Origin of the sequence: Mycobacterium stomatepiae (assembly GCF_010731715.1) — a bacterium.
Lineage (GTDB): Bacteria > Actinomycetota > Actinomycetes > Mycobacteriales > Mycobacteriaceae > Mycobacterium > Mycobacterium stomatepiae.
This window is the reverse complement of sequence record NZ_AP022587.1, coordinates 607,257-623,286: the sequence shown is the minus strand read 5'-3', so window position 1 is coordinate 623,286 and position 16,030 is coordinate 607,257. Positions and strand designations below refer to the sequence as shown.

At 66.6% G+C, this 16,030-nt stretch carries 12 protein-coding genes and 2 pseudogenes; 7 read left to right on the top strand and 7 right to left on the bottom strand.

From position 1 onward, the window contains the following. Window positions 1-33: 33 nt before the first annotated feature. Window positions 34-513 (top strand): nuclear transport factor 2 family protein, encoded by a 480-nt coding sequence (locus G6N54_RS03025; protein WP_163788516.1) that lies wholly within the window; start codon window positions 34-36, stop codon window positions 511-513. Here G6N54_RS03025 and G6N54_RS03020 read toward each other — a convergent pair. Together G6N54_RS03020 and G6N54_RS03015 are read right to left on the bottom strand one after the other, a co-directional pair. Then, window positions 510-1,265 carry a DJ-1/PfpI family protein gene (locus G6N54_RS03020; RefSeq protein WP_163788515.1) on the bottom strand — a complete coding sequence of 252 codons (756 nt, stop codon included), beginning with the start codon at window positions 1,263-1,265 and terminating at the stop codon, window positions 510-512. The genes G6N54_RS03025 and G6N54_RS03020 overlap by 4 nt on opposite strands. Window positions 1,266-1,281: 16 nt before the next feature. Further along, complete coding sequence (locus G6N54_RS03015; protein ID WP_163788514.1) at window positions 1,282-2,232, bottom strand: GlxA family transcriptional regulator; 951 nt, start codon at window positions 2,230-2,232, stop codon at window positions 1,282-1,284. 109 nt (window positions 2,233-2,341) lie between these two features. Here G6N54_RS03015 and tpx point away from each other — a divergent pair, with 109 nt between their 5' ends. Further along, entirely contained in the window at window positions 2,342-2,836 is a 495-nt protein-coding gene (gene tpx, locus G6N54_RS03010; protein ID WP_163788513.1) for a thiol peroxidase, read from the top strand. Here the strand turns inward: tpx and G6N54_RS30155 are convergent. The 5 genes and pseudogenes from G6N54_RS30155 to G6N54_RS02990 all read right to left on the bottom strand — a co-directional run bounded on the left by G6N54_RS30155 (window position 2,831) and on the right by G6N54_RS02990 (window position 9,183). Then, window positions 2,831-4,465: an AMP-binding protein gene (locus G6N54_RS30155; protein ID WP_232073718.1), complete on the bottom strand. Its 1,635-nt coding sequence runs from the start codon at window positions 4,463-4,465 to the stop codon at window positions 2,831-2,833. The genes tpx and G6N54_RS30155 overlap by 6 nt on opposite strands. 27 nt (window positions 4,466-4,492) lie before the next feature. After that, a pseudogene (locus G6N54_RS30150) lies at window positions 4,493-5,890 on the bottom strand (acyl-CoA synthetase); the annotation flags it as partial. A 6-nt stretch (window positions 5,891-5,896) separates the two neighbouring features. Beyond that, window positions 5,897-6,985, bottom strand: a complete 1,089-nt coding sequence (locus G6N54_RS03000) for an acyl-CoA dehydrogenase family protein (RefSeq protein WP_163788511.1) — start codon at window positions 6,983-6,985, stop codon at window positions 5,897-5,899. A gap of 8 nt (window positions 6,986-6,993) precedes the next feature. After that, window positions 6,994-8,226 carry an acyl-CoA dehydrogenase gene (locus G6N54_RS02995; protein WP_163788510.1) on the bottom strand — a complete coding sequence of 411 codons (1,233 nt, stop codon included), beginning with the start codon at window positions 8,224-8,226 and terminating at the stop codon, window positions 6,994-6,996. Between the two features lie 15 nt (window positions 8,227-8,241). Next, complete coding sequence (locus G6N54_RS02990) at window positions 8,242-9,183, bottom strand: enoyl-CoA hydratase (RefSeq protein ID WP_163788509.1); 942 nt, start codon at window positions 9,181-9,183, stop codon at window positions 8,242-8,244. A 222-nt stretch (window positions 9,184-9,405) separates the two neighbouring features. On the opposite strand from G6N54_RS02990, the pseudogene G6N54_RS02985 reads away from it, so the two are divergent. The 5 genes and pseudogenes from G6N54_RS02985 (at window position 9,406) to G6N54_RS02965 (ending at window position 16,026) form a co-directional block, all read left to right on the top strand. Beyond that, window positions 9,406-10,516 (top strand): annotated as a pseudogene (locus G6N54_RS02985) (LLM class flavin-dependent oxidoreductase). Window positions 10,517-10,539: 23 nt separating this feature from the next. Next, the gene (locus G6N54_RS02980) at window positions 10,540-13,074 is read left to right on the top strand and encodes an FAD-binding oxidoreductase (RefSeq protein WP_163788508.1); all 2,535 of its coding nucleotides are present in this window, start codon (window positions 10,540-10,542) and stop codon (window positions 13,072-13,074) included. Between the two features lie 24 nt (window positions 13,075-13,098). Further along, entirely contained in the window at window positions 13,099-14,169 is a 1,071-nt protein-coding gene (locus G6N54_RS02975) for an alpha/beta fold hydrolase (protein WP_163788507.1), read from the top strand. Between the two features lie 19 nt (window positions 14,170-14,188). Further along, window positions 14,189-15,259 carry a 3,4-dihydroxy-2-butanone-4-phosphate synthase gene (locus G6N54_RS02970; RefSeq protein ID WP_163788506.1) on the top strand — a complete coding sequence of 357 codons (1,071 nt, stop codon included), beginning with the start codon at window positions 14,189-14,191 and terminating at the stop codon, window positions 15,257-15,259. After that, entirely contained in the window at window positions 15,256-16,026 is a 771-nt protein-coding gene (locus tag G6N54_RS02965; RefSeq protein WP_163788505.1) for an SDR family oxidoreductase, read from the top strand. Before G6N54_RS02970 ends, G6N54_RS02965 begins: the two co-directional genes overlap by 4 nt. Window positions 16,027-16,030 lie beyond the last annotated feature (4 nt).

The following is a 16,030-nucleotide window of genomic DNA, read 5'->3' as shown; positions in this document are numbered from 1 at the left end:
CCAAAAACCAGAACAGGTTCTAGTGCGTCCGCTATGGGCAACTTCAGCAGGGCCGAAATCGAGCAGGCCGTCGAGCACTATACGACCGTGGCGGAAGGATGCAGCGCTTCCGGCGACTGGGCGCCTTTCGCGGATTTATTCACCGAGGACGTTGTCTACATCGAACACCACTACGGCGTTTTTCACGGCCGCGAGGCGGTACGGGACTGGATCGTTGCCGTGATGGCGCCGTTCCCGCACATGCGCTTTCCCAGCGACTGGATTGCCTACGACGAGGACAACGACGCCGTCGTCATCATGATCAAGAATCTGCTCGACCACCCGACCGACCCGAACGGGGCGCCGTTCTGGTTCCCGAACTGGACCCGCCTGGTCTACGCCGGCAACGGCCTGTTCTCCAGCGAGGAAGACATCTACAACCCGAACCGGGATGCGCCGGGCGCCGTCGCGGCCTGGATGCAGGCAGGCGGGAAGTTCGCGTCGACCGAGTTCCTGCAACCCAATCCCAGCTAGGCCTTCGCAGAAACGGCGGAGAGGTCCGGCTGGCGCTTGCGCCGGCGGGACCGGACCGCCGACAACGCCTGGTCCCAGGCGATCATCGTCGTTGCCATGAGGTTGGCCGGCTTGGCGCTATCTCTCGAAAGCAGCGCGGCGGCAGCGGCTTTCGTCGTTGCCGACGCCTTGGACAGGTGACCGGAGTCGAACGGCGGCTGGGGGTCGTATTCGATCGCGAGCTGAATCGCCTTGGCGCGGCCCTCGCCGCCGATCTCACCGGCCAGCCAGAACGCAAGGTCGAGTCCCGCGGACACTCCCGCGCTGGTGATGACGTTGTCCTGGCGCACCACCCGCTCGTCGCTGACTCCGATGGCGCCGAAGCTCTTCAGCAACTGGATAGCCAGCCAATGCGACGTCGCCCGCCGGCCCTCGAGTAGGCCGGCCGCGGCCAGGATCACCGACCCCGAACACACCGACGCCGTCCAGCGGGCGCTCTGGTGCGCGCGGCGCAGCCAGTCCAACAACACCTCGTCGCGTGCATGAACCGGAGTCGACGGGCCGCCGGGCACGAGAATCAGGTCAGGCGTTGGGGTTTCGGCCAGCGAATGCGTGGCGCCAATGACCAGCACCCCGGAGTCCGCGGTGATCGGGCCGGTTTCGTGCCAAACGAAGCGCACCTCGGCGCCCGGCAGATTGCGCAGCACCTCGTACGGGCCGATCATGTCCAGCGCGGTGAATCCGGGGTAGGCCACGAATGCGATTTGGGTCATCGGTGCGCTCCTTCAGCTAGGCGAACGTCTTGCGGTACTGGTCCGGCGAAACGCCGATACGACGAATGAAGTTGCGCCGCATGGTTTCCGCGGTGCCGAAGCCGCACCGGGCCGCGATCGCGACAACGGTGTCGTCGGTCTCTTCCAACTGCCGGCGCGCGGCTTCGGTGCGGACGCGTTCGACGTAGTGGCCCGGCGCCTCGCCGACCTCGTCGGTGAACACCCGGGTGAAATGCCGCGGGCTCATCGTCGCCCGCCGGGCCAGCTCGCCGATGCTGTGTACGGCACCGGGTTGTGCCTCGATGGCCTCCTGCACCTCGCGAATGCCGGCGCGCTTGGCGCGCGGAACCCACACCGGCGCCGCGAATTGGGTCTGCCCGCCGGGGCGGCGCAGATACAGCACCATCCAGCGGGCGACGGTCTGCGCGGTCTCGGTTCCATGGTCGGCCTCGACCAGTGACAGCGCCAGGTCGATGCCCGCCGCGACACCCGCGGCCGTCCACACCCGCTCGGAGCTCCGAATGAAGATCGGATCCGGATCGACCTCCACGGCGGGGAACGTACGGGCCAGCCGGTCGGCGAAGGCCCAGTGCGTGGTCGCGCGGCAGCCGTCCAGCAACCCCGCCTCGGCGGCGAGGAAGGCGCCGGTGCAGACGGTGACGACGCGGCGCGCGCTGCCCGCCGCGCCCTTGATCCAGGCCACCAGGTCCGCGTCTTGCCGAGCGGCGTCGACGCCGCCGCCGCCGGGCAGCACGACGGTGTCGATCGGGCCGTCGGGGTCGGGCAGCGGCGCCCCGACGAAGGCGAGGCCGGTTCCGGTGGTGATGGGCCGGCCGTCAACCGAGGCCAGGACGACGTCGTAGCCGCCGTCGGTCAGCAGCGATGCGCCGGTGAACACGTCGTGGGGCCCGACGACGTCGAGTGCCTGCACACCCGGAAAGCCGACGATAACGACGTTGCGAACCATGGATTCAGTGTTGGCCGAAGCGGGCGTGTCGTCTAGGCCTGGTACCCCACGAATCAGGACATCCGGCCCTGACCCCAAGCCACCGGATCGGCCTTGGCAGACTGTGCCCATGGCACAGATAACCCTGCGTGGAAAGGCGATCAACACTGTCGGCGAGCTTCCCGCCGTCGGATCCAAAGCCCCGGCCTTCAGCCTGACCGGCGTCGACCTCGGCGCGGTCACCAGCGACCAGTTCAGCGGTAAGTCCGTGCTGCTGAACATCTTTCCGTCCGTCGACACCCCGGTGTGCGCGACCAGCGTGCGGAAGTTCAACGAGCGTGCCGCCGCCAGCGGCGCCTCGGTGGTGTGCGTGTCCAAGGACCTGCCGTTCGCGCAGAAGCGGTTCTGCGGCGCGGAGGGCATCGAGAACGTCACCACGGCGTCGGCATTCCGCGACAGCTTCGGCGAGGACTACGGCATCACGATCGCCGACGGTCCGATGGCCGGGCTGCTGGGCCGGGCCGTCGTGGTGATCGGCGCCGACGGCAACGTCGCGTACGCGCAGCTGGTGCCCGAGATCGCCGAGGAGCCCGACTACGACGCGGCGCTCGCGGCGCTGTCATAACCCGAGCAGCCGGACCATTTCGGCCCGCATGTCGACCTTGCGCACCTTTCCGGTGACGGTCATCGGGAACTCGTCGACGATGTGGACGTAGCGGGGGATCTTGTAGTGCGCGAGCTGTCCGGCGCAGAACGCCCGGACAGCGTCGGCGTCTAACGGGCTGACGCCCGGCCGCATCTTGATCCAGGCGCACACCTCCTCGCCGTACTTGGCGTCGGGTACACCGACGACCTGCACGTCGTCGATGTCGGGGTGGGTGTGCAGAAAGTCCTCGATCTCGCGCGGATAGACGTTCTCGCCGCCGCGGATGACGACGTCCTTGATGCGGCCGACGATCGCGCAGTAGCCGGCGTCGTGCATCACCGCGAGATCGCCGGTATGCATCCAGCCGTCGTGATCGATCACCTCGCGGGTCCTGTCGTCGTCGTGCCAGTAGCCCAGCATCACCGAGTAGCCGCGCGTGCACAGCTCGCCGGGCCGACCCCGCTTGACGATCTCGCCGGTGCCGGGGTCGACGACCTTGATCTCGACGTGCGGATGCGCCCGGCCGACGGTGGCGGTCCGGTGTGCGAGGTCGTCGTCGATGCGGGTCTGGCAGGACACCGGCGACGTCTCCGTCATGCCATAGGCCATGGACAGCTCCGAGAGGTTCAGTTCGGCGACGCAGCGCCGCATCACCTCCACCGGGCACGACGCGCCGGCCATGATCCCGGTACGCAGCGACGAGACGTCGCGCCGCGCTAAGTCCGGGTGCCCGAGCATCGCGATGAACATGGTGGGCACACCGTAGAGGCCGGTGCAGCGTTCGGATTCGATCGCGTGCAGCGTCGCGGCCGGATCGAAACCCGGCGCCGGGATCACCATCGTGGCCGCGTGCGTCGTGCAGCCCAGGTTGCCCATCACCATGCCGAAGCAGTGATAAAAGGGCACCGGGATGCACAGTCGGTCGCCAGGTCGCAGCCCGATGCATTCGGTGACGAAGTACCCGTTGTTGAGGATGTTGCGGTGCGAGAGCACCGCGCCTTTCGGGGAACCCGTTGTGCCCGAAGTGTATTGGATGTTGACAGGGTCCGACGGGTTCAGTCCGGCCAGCCGGCGGCGTAGTTCGTCGCCGGTCACCGCATCGGCGCGCTGCCGCAACCGCTGCCAGTCGTCGGTGCCCAGAAACACGACGTCCATCAACCCGGGCAACTCGGCACGGATCTGCGCGATCATGGCGCGATAGTCGGAGGTCTTGAACGTCGTCGCCGACACCAACAGCCGGGTCTGCGAATCGCGCAGCACATGCGACAACTCGTGGGTGCGATACGCGGGATTGACCGAGACGAGAATCGCGCCGATCTTGGCCGTGGCGTATTGGAGGATGGTCCATTCCGGGCAATTGGGCGACCAGATCCCGACCCGGTCACCGGGCTGGATCCCGGCGGCCATCAATGCGCGGGCCACACAATCGATGTCGGCGTTGAGTTCGGCGTAGGTCCACCGCCGGCCGCCGGCCACGTCGACCAGCGCCTCGGCATGCGGGTGCGCCAGCGCGGTGCACTCGAAGTTCGCCCCGATCGTCTCGTCCAATAGGGGAGTGTCGACCGGACCGGCAGCGTAGGAATCCGGGGCGCCGTAGCGGTGCCGCAGCTCGTTCTTGAGCACCTTGCCATTGGCATTGCGCGGCAAGGCTTCCACGATCACGACCCGGCGGGGACGCTTGTACGCAGCGAGGTGCGCGCGGCAGTGCGTCTCGATGTCGTCCTCGGTCGGCGGATTGGCGGGATCGCGCGCGACGATGACCGCTATCGGGATCTCGCCCCATTTCGGGTCGGAAACTCCGATGACCGCGACCTCGGCGACCTTGTCGTGCGCTGCCACGACGTTCTCCACCTCGGCGCTGTAGATGTTCTCGCCACCCGAGATGATCATGTCTTTCCTGCGGTCGACGACATAAATGTAGCCGTCGCCGTCCTGGCGGACCAGATCGCCGGAATGAAACCAGCCGCCCCGGAACGCCTCGGCGGTCTCGGCGGGCCGGTTCCAGTATTCCTTCATCACCAGCGGTCCGAGATAGACGATCTCGCCGACCTCGCCGCGCGCGACGTCGTTCATCTCCTCGTCGACGATGCGCACCTCGACGCCCAGCATCGGGGTGCCGACCGATCCGATTTTGCGGATCGCGTCCTCACCGCGCAGCAGGCACGTGATGGGGCTGCACTCGGTCTGCCCGAAGGCGGCGATGATCTCCGCGTGCGGGAAGGTGTCGAACATGGTGCGTAGCAACGTGGTTGACGCCGGCGCGGCGCCCCACCACACCCGACGCAGCCGGCCGAGCTCGCGCGACCGCAGGTCTGGCAGGGCGCAGACCAGCTGCCACTGCGCCGGCGTCATCCAGCACGACGTGACGCCCTCGGCGGCGATCATCCGCATGGTGGCCTCGGGGTCGAAGCCGCCCGATGGCGAAACGACGACCGTGCCGCCGGTCAGGAACGTCGGGAACATCCCCGAGACGCCCGCGACGTGAAACAGCGGCGCATGCGCCATCCAGCAGTTGTCGTCCCCGTCGAGGCCCAGCGTGGCGATCACGCTCACCGCGTGCAGGTACAGGTTGCGGTGGGTGATCACCGCACCCTTCGGAAAACCGGTGGTGCCCGAGGTGTACATGATGAACGCCGGCGCCTCGTCGGCGACCGTGACGTCGGGCGCGAGAGCGTCTGCCGCGGCGACGAGTTCGGCCAGGCCGTCGGTGACGACCAGGACGGCGCCACTGTCGGTGAGCACATGCGCGATCTCGTCGGAGACCAGCCGAAAGTTGACCGGCACCGCCACCGCCCCCAGCCGCAGGGTGGCCAGCCAGACTTCAATCAGCTCAAGGCAATTCAGGCCGGCCACGGCGACGCGGTCGCCCGGCCGAACTCCGTTCGCGGACAGCACATGCGCCAGCCGCGCCACTTGTTCGTCGAGTTGCGCGAAGGTGCACCGCCGGCGTGAATCGACCAGCGCGAGTTGGTCGGGCCGCACCCGCGCATGGCGCGCCAGGACGTCGCTGAGCGTGATGCCGGTGTCAGCCACGGATTCCTACAGGCCCGCGCGGTCGGCGAGCAGCGCGCGGTGTCGCGCACTGCTACCGAACAACGCCTTGCTACTCTTGGCCCGGCGAAAGTACAGGTGCAGGTCGTGTTCCCAGGTGAAGGCGATGCCGCCGTGGACCTGAATAGCGGTGCCGGCGCACAACACGTAGGTGTCCGCGGCCTGCGCCTTGACCAACGGAGCCGCGATGCGCAACTCGTCGCCGCCGGCCGCGGTCATCGCGGCGAACATCACCGCCGCGCGGGTCGCGTCGATCTCGATCAGCATCTCCGCGCAGGCATGTTTGATCGCTTGAAACGATCCTATTGCGCGATCGAATTGCTCTCGGCTGCGGGCATATTCGACGGAAAGCTCGAGACACGCCTCGGCGCCGCCGAGCATCTCGGCGGCCAGTAGCACCCGCGCCACGTCCATCACCCGGTCGATGTCGTCGGGCGAGCCGGCCGTCAAGGCGTCGGCCGGGGCCTGCGCCAGCCGCAGCGTGGCGACCGGGCGGGTGATGTCGAAGGAGGGCAGCCCGACGACCGTAACTCCGGGCGCGTCGGTGGCGACGACATGCAGGCGCACCCTCGCGTCGTCGACCAAGGCCGGCACCACGAAGAGATCCGCGCTACCGCCGTGCAACACCGCGGTGCACTCGCCGGTCAGCACCACCCGGCCGCCGTGCCGTTTCGCGCCCACCGTTGCGGCGCACGCATCGGTCACCCGGTGCCCGCTGGCCGCGAGCGCGCCGATCCGCTCACCGGAAAGCAGGCCGGGCAGCAGGGTTTCGCGCTGCTCGTCATCGCCGCACCGCAGAATCGCCTCGATAGCGAACGTCGTCGCGGCGAACGGAACCGGGGCCAGCGTGCGACCCAGCTCGCCGAAATCGAGCGCGGTCTCGGCCAGGGTCGCGCCGACGCCACCGTATTCCGGTGGCGTGTGTAGCGCCGGCAGCTCCAGCTCGGCACAGATCCGCTTCCAGAGCCGGCTGTCGTGGGCCGCGTCGGTGGTGCGCGGCGCGCACGGATGCTCGCGCAGGAAGCCACGCAACGACGTGCGGAAGTCGTCTTGTTCGATGCGGTAGCGGAAGTCCATTGGAGATATCAGCCTTGCCTGGCTTCCCGGCGTGGTTCCCTGGGGAGCCCGAGTAGTTGTTCGCCGATCACGGTGCGCTGAATTTGCGAACTCCCGGCGTAGATCGTGGCCGCCCGGGAGTAGAGCAGCTCATCCATCCAGCAGGCGGGCGAGTTCGGCGTGCCCGCTTCCGGGATCAGGCGCGCCCCGCCGTTGCCGGGCCCCGACGGGCCAAGTGCCTCCAGTTCCAGGATTTCGGCGGCGAGATCGGTATGGCGCCGAAAGTATTCGCTCCAAATGACTTTGGTGATTGCGGCCTCGGCGCCCGGCTGCCGTCCGTCCAGCGACAGGGTGAGGCCACGGTAGCCTCGATACCTCATGATCTGGATCCGGGAAAAGCACCACGCCAACTCGTCTCGGATGTGCGGGTCGGTGTTTTTTCCGCGTTCGCGCGCGAGTTCGCACAGCCGCTCGAAGTCGCGACCGAACTCGATGGCAGCGGTGGTGAGCTGCGACGCACGCTCGAACCCGAGTGCGGTCATCGCGGTCGGCCATCCGTTTCCCACCCCGCCCACGACGTGGGCGGATCCGGTGCGGGCATCGGTGAAGAAGACCTCGCAGAACGACGAGTGCCCGGCCGCGTTGACGATCGGGCGAACCTCGACGCCGGGTTGTTCCATCGGCACCAGCAACATGGACAGACCTTGGTGCTTGGGTGCATCGGGATTAGTGCGCACCAGAACGAAGATCCAGTTGGCGCCCAGACCGGCCGACGTCCAGATCTTCTGCCCGTTGATCACCCACTCGTCGCCGTCGAGCACGGCCCTGGTCCGCACCGATGCCAGGTCGGAGCCGGCCTCGGGCTCGGAGAATCCCTGGCACCAGCGATCTTCGCCGGTGAGGATCCGCGGCAGAAAATGCTTCTTCTGTGCCTCCGAGCCCAGGGCGATCAGCGTGTTGCCGAACAGATCGATCCCCAGCAGGTCGTTTTCGGCCCGCTCGGGCGCATTGGCCCGGGCGAATTCCTCGGCCAGCACCAGCTGTTCGACCGGGGAGAGACCGCCCCCGCCGTATTCCGTCGGCCACGACACGGCGACCAGCCCGCTGGCCGAAAGGGCCCGCCGCCACCGCGAGCCGAATGCCTCTCGCTCGACCGGCGGCAGCGCTCCGGGCCCCGTCCAGCCGGGTGGGAGGTGTTCGGCGAGGAACGCGCGGATCCGGTAGCGGAAGGCTTCCGCTTCGGGCGGGTAGGTGATGTCCACGAATGGCGTCCGGACTCAGGGTCGGTGCTTGGTCGCGGGCAGGATTTCGGGGGCGGCGCGCCAGTCGTCGAGTCCGTACTCGACCGTCCCATACGACAACTTGCCACCGGTGACTTCACCCCAGTGCGCGTGATTGAGCTGGTGGATCTTGAAGCAACCGTCCAGCGCGGTGGTAAAGCCCATCGCGTCGACGGTTTGGTTCACCGACTCCTTGATGAGCAGCGCCGCCATCGTGGGCACCTTGGCGATTCGTCGAGCGAATTCAATTGTGCTAGAGCGTAATTCCTCAGCCGGAAACACCTTGCTGACCATCCCCAGTGCGTGCGCTTCGTCCGCGCCGATGCAGTCGCCGGTGAGCAGCAGTTCCTTCGCCTTGCGCGGGCCGAACTCCCACGGATGGCCGAAGTACTCCACCCCGCACATGCCCAGCCGCGTGCCCACCACGTCGGCGAACACGGTGTCCTCGCTCGCCAGGATCAGGTCACAGCACCAGGCCAGCATCAGGCCGGCCGACAGGACCGTGCCGTGCACCGAAGCGATGGTGATCTTGCGCAGGTTGCGCCACCGCTTCGTGTTTTCGAAGTAGTAGTGCCACTCCTGACGATTGCGTGACTCCACCCCGCCGAACGTGCCTCCGTTGCACTGATACGTGGGGTGTTGGTCCGGGCCGAGTGTCCGTTCCCGCACATCGTCCGCGGACCCGAGGTCGTGACCCGCCGAGAAGGCGGGACCCGCCGCGCGCAGGATCACGACCCGCACCGTGTCATCGGCCTCGGCCAGGCCGAAGGCGGCGTCCAGCTCGACCAGCATTCCGCGCGTCTGCGCATTGCGTTGCTTCGGGCGATCCAGGGTGATCGCCGCGATCCGACCCTCGTCGAGTGTCTCGTATCCGATGAAGTCGAATTGCGGCCCGGAACTCTCCCGGCGATCGGCCGGACGGAGTCCGTTGACGTTCATGGCGCCTCCTTTTACCGCTCGCCGCGCGCTCGAACGGGTGACCTGTGCGAGGTTACGCGGCACTCCGCCATGATGTCCATAGCCAATACGCGCGATCAGGGTCATATCGCGGGTAACGTCCCATGCAAATTGGCTCTTGTGTGTTGCGAAGTATCTTGCTACTACTGTGGTATACCTACAGCAGCAGGCACGCGGCTAACGAGTAAACGGAAGGGTTGCCCCATGGAGATCGGAATGTTCCTGATGCCGGCTCATCCACCGGAGCGCAGCCTCTACGACGCCACTCAGTGGGACCTCGACATGATCGAACTGGCCGACCAGCTCGGGTATGTCGAGGCGTGGGTCGGGGAACATTTCACCGTGCCCTGGGAGCCGATCTGCGCCCCCGACCTGCTGTTGGCGCAGGCACTGCTGCGGACCAAGAACATCAAGCTGGCGCCCGGCGCACATCTGCTGCCGTACCACCACCCGGTCGAATTAGCCCATCGGGTCGCCTATTTCGACCACCTCGCCCAAGGCCGATTCATGCTGGGCGTGGGAGCCAGTGGAATCCCGGGCGACTGGGCACTGTACGACGTGGACGGAAAAAAACGGCGAGCATCGCGAGATGACTCGGGAAGCTCTCGAAATCATGTTGCGCATCTGGACCGAAGACGAGCCCTGGGAACACCGCGGAAAGTACTGGAACGCCAACGGGATCGCGCCGATGTTCGAGGGGCTGATGAAGCGTCACATCAAGCCGTTCCAGAAGCCGCATCCGCCGATTGGCGTGACCGGATTCAGTGCGGGCTCTGAAACGCTCAAGCTGGCGGGGGAGCGCGGCTACCTACCGATGAGCCTCGACCTCAACACCGAATACGTCGCGACACACTGGGATGCGGTGCTCGAAGGCGCGGAGCGCAGTGGCCGGACTCCCGATCGCCGCGATTGGCGGTTGGTGCGTGAGGTTCTCGTCGCCGAGACCGACGAGCAGGCCTTCCGCTACGCGGTCGACGGCACGATGGGTCGCAACATGCGTGAGTACGTGCTGCCGACGTTCCGCATGTTCGGCATGACGAAGTTCTACAAGCACAACCCCTCGGTGCCCGACGACGACGTGACACCGGAATACCTGGCCGAAAACACCTTCGTCGTCGGCTCGGTGGAGACCGTGGTCGACAAACTCGAAGCCACCTATGACCAGGTGGGCGGGTTCGGTCACCTGCTGGTGCTCGGGTTCGACTACAGCGAGAACCCAGGGCCGTGGAAGGAATCACTGCGGCTGCTGGCCGAAGAAGTGATGCCCCGACTCAGCGCGCGTATTGCCAAGAAACCCGTAGCTGCGATCGTCTAGCGGGTCGGGGAAAGGGCGAGCCAATGGCGGATCGCGAAGTCACCGTAGGGTATTCGGACGGAACGCACAAGACGATGCCGGTGCGGCCGGACCAGACCGTGCTGGATGCCGCCGAGGAACACGGCGTGGCCATCGTCAGCGAATGCCAAAGCGGAATCTGTGGCACGTGTGTGGCCACCTGCACCGCCGGACAGTACGAGATGGGCCGCACCGAAGGCCTGTCCGACGTGGAGCGGGACGCGCGAAAGATACTCACCTGTCAGACGTTTGCCACCTCCGATTGCCGGATCGAACTGCAGTACCCGGCCGACGACAACGCGGCACTGCTGGTTGCCTGTGACGGCGTGGTGACCGGGGTCGATTTGTTGTCGGCCACTACCGCGGTGCTACGGGTGAAGGTCTCGTCGAAGACCGGTGCGCTGCACTACCAGGCGGGGCAGTTCGCCCAGCTGCAGGTGCCCGGCACTAATACCTGGCGCAACTACTCCTACGCGCATCCCGCCGACGGCAGTGGTGACCTGGAGTTCATCGTCCGGCTGCTACCGGACGGGGTGATGTCGAACTACCTGCGCGAACGCGCCAGGCCCGGTGACCACATCGCCCTGCGATGCAGCAAGGGCAACTTTGGTCTGCGCCCGGTGGTCCGGCCGGTGATCCTGGTCGCGGGCGGCACGGGTTTATCGGCGATCCTGGCGATGGCCGAGAGCCTGAGCGCCGATACCGCCCACCGCGTCTACCTGCTCTACGGCGTGACCTCCAGCGAAGACCTGTGCAAGCTCGACGAACTCAAGGCGCTGGCCGACCGGGTGACGGCGGTGGAGGTGCACGTTATCGTCGCACACCCGAACGCCGAATGGCGTGGACCGACCGGCCTGGTCACGGATCTCCTGAGCGAGGGAATGCTGTCCGGCGGCGACGCCGACGTGTATCTGTGCGGTCCGGCCCCGATGGTCGAAGCAACCCGAACATGGTTGGACAACAACGGGTTTCATCGGGTCGGACTCTACTACGAGAAGTTCGTCCCGAGCGGGGCAGCGCGGCGGCGCAATCCGGTTCACCTCGATCCCGCGAGCATCGACATCGCCGAGTTGCGCAGGCGCGGTCGCAGGACCGCCGTGGTGATCGGCGGCAGCATTGCGGGCATCGCGGCGGCGAAGGTGCTCACCGAGACTTTCGACCGGGTCATCGTCCTCGAAAAGGACGATCCGCATCGTCGCCGCGAGGGCAGGCCCGGAGCCGCGCAGGGCTGGCACCTGCACCACCTGCTGACCGCCGGCCAGATCGAGTTGGAACGTTTCTTCCCCGGCATCGTCGACGACATGGTCCGCGAGGGCGCGTTCAAAGTCGACATGGCCGCGCAGTACCGAATCCGGTTGGGTGGAAGCTGGAAGAAGCCCGGCACCAGCGATATCGAAATCATCTGTGCCGGAAGGCCGTTGCTCGAGTGGTGTGTACGGCGCCGCCTCGACGACGAGCCCCGGATCGACTTCCGCTACGAGTCGGAGGTCGACGACCTCGTCTACGACCGCGCGAACAACGCCATCGTCGGGGTGTCCGTCGGCAAGGACGGCGATTTCGAGGTGGTACCGGCCGAGTTCGTGGTCGACGCATCGGGCAAGAACACCCGCGTGCCGGATTTCTTGGATCGCATCGGCATCGGAGCCCCCGAGGTCGAGCAGGACATCATCAACTGCTTCTACTCGACGATGCAGCACCGGGTTCCACCGGACCGGCAGTGGCAGGACAAGGTCATGGTGATCTGCTACGCGTACCGCCCCTTCGAGGACACCTACGCCGCGCAGTACTACACCGACAGCTCGCGCACCATCCTGTCGACCTCCCTGGTGGCGTACAACTGTTACTCACCGCCACGCACCGCCCGGGAATTCCGTGAATTCGCCAGCCTGATGCCCTCGCCGGTGGTGGGAGAGAACATCGACGGGCTGGAACCAGCCTCGCCGATTTACAACTTCCGCTATCCGAACATGCTCTGGTTGCACTACGAGCGCAAACGCCACCTGCCGCGCGCGCTGCTAGCCGTGGGCGACGCGTACACCAGTGCCGACCCGGTGTCCGGCTTGGGTATGAGCCTGGCGCTCAAGGAAGTTCGGGAGATGCAGGTGCTACTGGGCAAATATGGTCCGAGCCACCACGACCTGCCGCGCCGCTACTACAAATCGATCGCAAAGATGGCCGGCACGGCGTCGTTTGTCATCCGCGAACAGAATCTGCGCTTCGACTGGATGAAAGACGTCCACAAGAAGCGTCCCTTCTACTTCCGCATCCTCACCTGGTACATGGATCGCCTGATGGAATTGGTGCACGACGATCTCGACACCTATCGCGAGTTCTTGGCGGTCGTCCATCTCGTCAAGCCGCCCCTGGCGCTGATGACGCCCGGGGTTGCCGGCCGCGTAATCGGCAAATGGGCGCGGACCAGGCTGTCGGGACAGAAGACGCTGATCGCCCGCAACTTTGAAAATCGGACGGTACCGGTCGCCGATACCGCGGAACGGCTGGTGGCCGTTGGCGGTTCGGTGCCGGGCCGAACTCTCTAGCACTCGACCAGAAAGGCGAAGACGATGTCGCAGGTTCACCGGTTTTTGGACTGTCGGGGCACGCGCATTCATGCCGTCGAAGACGGCCCCTCCAGCCCGGAAGGCCCGCTGGTCGTGCTGCTGCACGGGTTTCCGGAGTCCTGGTACTCGTGGCGTCATCAGATCCCGGTAATCGCCGCCGCGGGCTATCGCGTGGTGGCGATCGACCAGCGCGGCTACGGACAGTCGTCGAAATACCGGGTCCAATCGGCGTACCGCATCAAGGAATTGGTCGGCGACGTACTCGGTGTCCTCGACGCCTACGGTGCGGATAAGGCGATCGTCATCGGTCATGACTGGGGTGCACCCGTCGCGTGGACCTTTGCGTGGCTGCACCCGGACAGGTGCGCCGGGGTGGTCGGGATCAGCGTTCCGTTCGCGGGTCGCGGCGTGATCGGGCTGCCGGGCAGCCCCTTCGGCGAGCACCGCCCCAACGACTATCACATCGAGCTCGCGGGCGAAGGCCGGATCTGGTATCAGGACTACTTCTCCGCGCAGGATGGGATCATCGCCGAAATCGAGGAGGACGTGCGCGGCTGGCTGCTGGGGTTGACCTACACGGTCTCCGGCGAGGGGATGATGGCCGCCACCAAGGCGGCTGTCGACGCGGGCGTGGACCTGGCGTCGATGGACCCGATCGACGTGATCCGCGCCGGCCCGCTCTGCATGGCCGAGGGCGCAAAGCTCAAGGACGCCTTCATCTATCCGGAGACGATGCCGGTCTGGTTCACCGATGCCGACGTCGACTTCTACGCGGGCGAGTTCGAGCGTTCCGGCTTCGGCGGGCCGCTGAGCTTCTATCACAACATCGACAACGACTGGCACGACCTGGCCGATCAGGAAGGTAAGCCGCTCACGCCGCCGGCGTTGTTCATCGGCGGCCAGTACGACGTCGGTACCACCTGGGGCGCCGAGGCCGTCGAGCGCGCCGGCGAGGTGATGACGGATTGCCGCGGGAACCACATGATTGCCGATGTCGAACACTGGATTCAGCAGGAAGAGCCGGAGGAGACCAACCGGTTGTTGCTCGATTTCCTGGCCGGACTGGCTTCGTGAGAACGGCGGGGGAGCGCACATGAAAACCACCGACGTGCGGGTCCTGCGCGCGATCACGGCGATGGCGGCGGGCCAATCCGTGGTCGTCAGAGGCGATTCGGACGGCGACGGCTATCTTGTCTTCGCCGCCGACACCGCAACTCCGCGCCTGCTGGCGTTCATGGTTCGCCACACCTCCGGATACGTGTGCGCCGCGCTGTCCGAATCCGAATGCGAGCGATTGAATCTCCCGCCGATGTGCCACCGGAACACCGCGCTCTGCGTGTCCGTCGACGTTCGCGGGACGGGCACCGGAATCTCGGCGGCGGATCGCGCCCGCACGATCGCCGCGCTGGCGTCCGGCGGCGCTGCGGCTGCGGATTTCCATCGCCCGGGACACGTGGTCCCGTTGCGGGCCGGCGACGAGGGGGTGCTGGGCCGGCAGGGCGCTGCGGAGGCGGCCGTGGATCTCGCCAGCCTCGCCGGACGGCCTCGCGCGGCCGCGCTGTGCGAGATCGTCTCGCGGCGTCATCCCACGCTGATGGCGCGCGGCGTCGAACTGACCGAGTTCGCCGTCGAATACGGGCTGCCCATCGTCTCGATCGATGAGCTGGTGGCGTACCGGCGCCGGACCGAACCTCAGGCGGTCCGGCTGACCGAGACAGTACTGCCCACCTGGGCAGGCGATTCGCGCGTCATCGGCTTCCGCGGGACCGATGGTGGCGAGCACCTGGCGATGATCGTGGGCTCGGCGGATGCCGGAGTGCCGGTGCCGCTGCACGTCCACGTCGAGTGCCTGACCGGAGACGTGTTCGGCTCGACAGCGTGCCGATGCGGCGGCGAACTCAACACCGCTCTGGCCCGAATGTCGGCCCAGGGCAGCGGCGTGGTGATCTATCTGCGTCCGGTCGGACCGCCGCGAGCCTGCGGCCTGTTCACCCGGCGTGAGGCGGTTGGTGACCCGATGCCGGAGACCGTGGCGTGGATTCTGCGCGACCTCGGGCTGTATGCCCTCAAACTCTCCGATGACATGCCAGGATTTGGCCTTGTGATGTTCGGGGCAATTCGTGAGCACGGCATAGCAACTCAGGCCCTGGCGGCCGCGGGTTGAACCATCCAGACCTAGCCGGTAAGGCCGCGATCGTCACCGGTGCCGGCGCCGGGATAGGCCTCGCGGTGGCGCAGCGACTCGCCGCCGAGGGTTGTGGCGTGCTGTGCGCGGACATCAACGGCGCCGCGGCCGATGCGGCCGCCGCCGAGATCGGCTGTGGCGCAATCGGTTACCAGGTTGACGTCAGTGACGAGACACAGGTCATCGGCATGGTCGAAGCCTGCGTCGCGACGTTCGGCGGCGTGGACAAACTCGTCGCCAACGCCGGCGTCGTTCATATGGCCTCGCTGCTCAACACCACCGTCGAGGACTTCGATCGTGTCATCGCGATCAATCTCCGGGGTGCATGGTTGTGTACCAAGCACGCGGCGCCGAGGATGGTCGAGCGAGGCGGTGGTGCGATCGTCAGCGTGTCGTCACTCGCCGGCCACATCGGTGTGGGCGGCAGCGGGGCATACGGCATGTCCAAGGCCGGCGTCAGTCACCTCAGTCGCATCACCGCCGCGGAACTGCGTTCGTCCAACATCCGCGCCAACGCGCTGTTGCCGGCGTTCGTCGACACCCCGATGCAGCAGATCGCGATGACGACATTCGACCAAACGCTCGGAGAAGGCGGCGCCGGCCAGATGATCGCGCGTCTGCAAGGCCGGATGGCCGCACCGGAGGAGATGGCCAGCATCGTGGCGTTCCTGTTGTCCGATGATGCGTCGATGATCACCGGAACCACGCAGATCGCCGACGGTGGCACCATCGCCGCACTGTGGTGAGTGC

Bases quoted from the DNA above. Each gene is read 5' to 3' on its own strand.
- G6N54_RS03000 (WP_163788511.1), bottom strand. From the start codon at position 6,985: ATGGACTTCCGCTACCGCATCGAACAAGACGACTTCCGCACGTCGTTG.
- G6N54_RS03025 (WP_163788516.1), top strand. From the start codon at position 34: ATGGGCAACTTCAGCAGGGCCGAAATCGAGCAGGCCGTCGAGCACTAT.
- G6N54_RS02990 (WP_163788509.1), bottom strand. From the start codon at position 9,183: ATGAACGTCAACGGACTCCGTCCGGCCGATCGCCGGGAGAGTTCCGGG.
- G6N54_RS03020 (WP_163788515.1), bottom strand. From the start codon at position 1,265: ATGACCCAAATCGCATTCGTGGCCTACCCCGGATTCACCGCGCTGGAC.
- tpx (WP_163788513.1), top strand. From the start codon at position 2,342: ATGGCACAGATAACCCTGCGTGGAAAGGCGATCAACACTGTCGGCGAG.
- G6N54_RS03015 (WP_163788514.1), bottom strand. From the start codon at position 2,232: ATGGTTCGCAACGTCGTTATCGTCGGCTTTCCGGGTGTGCAGGCACTC.
- G6N54_RS02975 (WP_163788507.1), top strand. From the start codon at position 13,099: ATGTCGCAGGTTCACCGGTTTTTGGACTGTCGGGGCACGCGCATTCAT.
- G6N54_RS02970 (WP_163788506.1), top strand. From the start codon at position 14,189: ATGAAAACCACCGACGTGCGGGTCCTGCGCGCGATCACGGCGATGGCG.
- G6N54_RS02980 (WP_163788508.1), top strand. From the start codon at position 10,540: ATGGCGGATCGCGAAGTCACCGTAGGGTATTCGGACGGAACGCACAAG.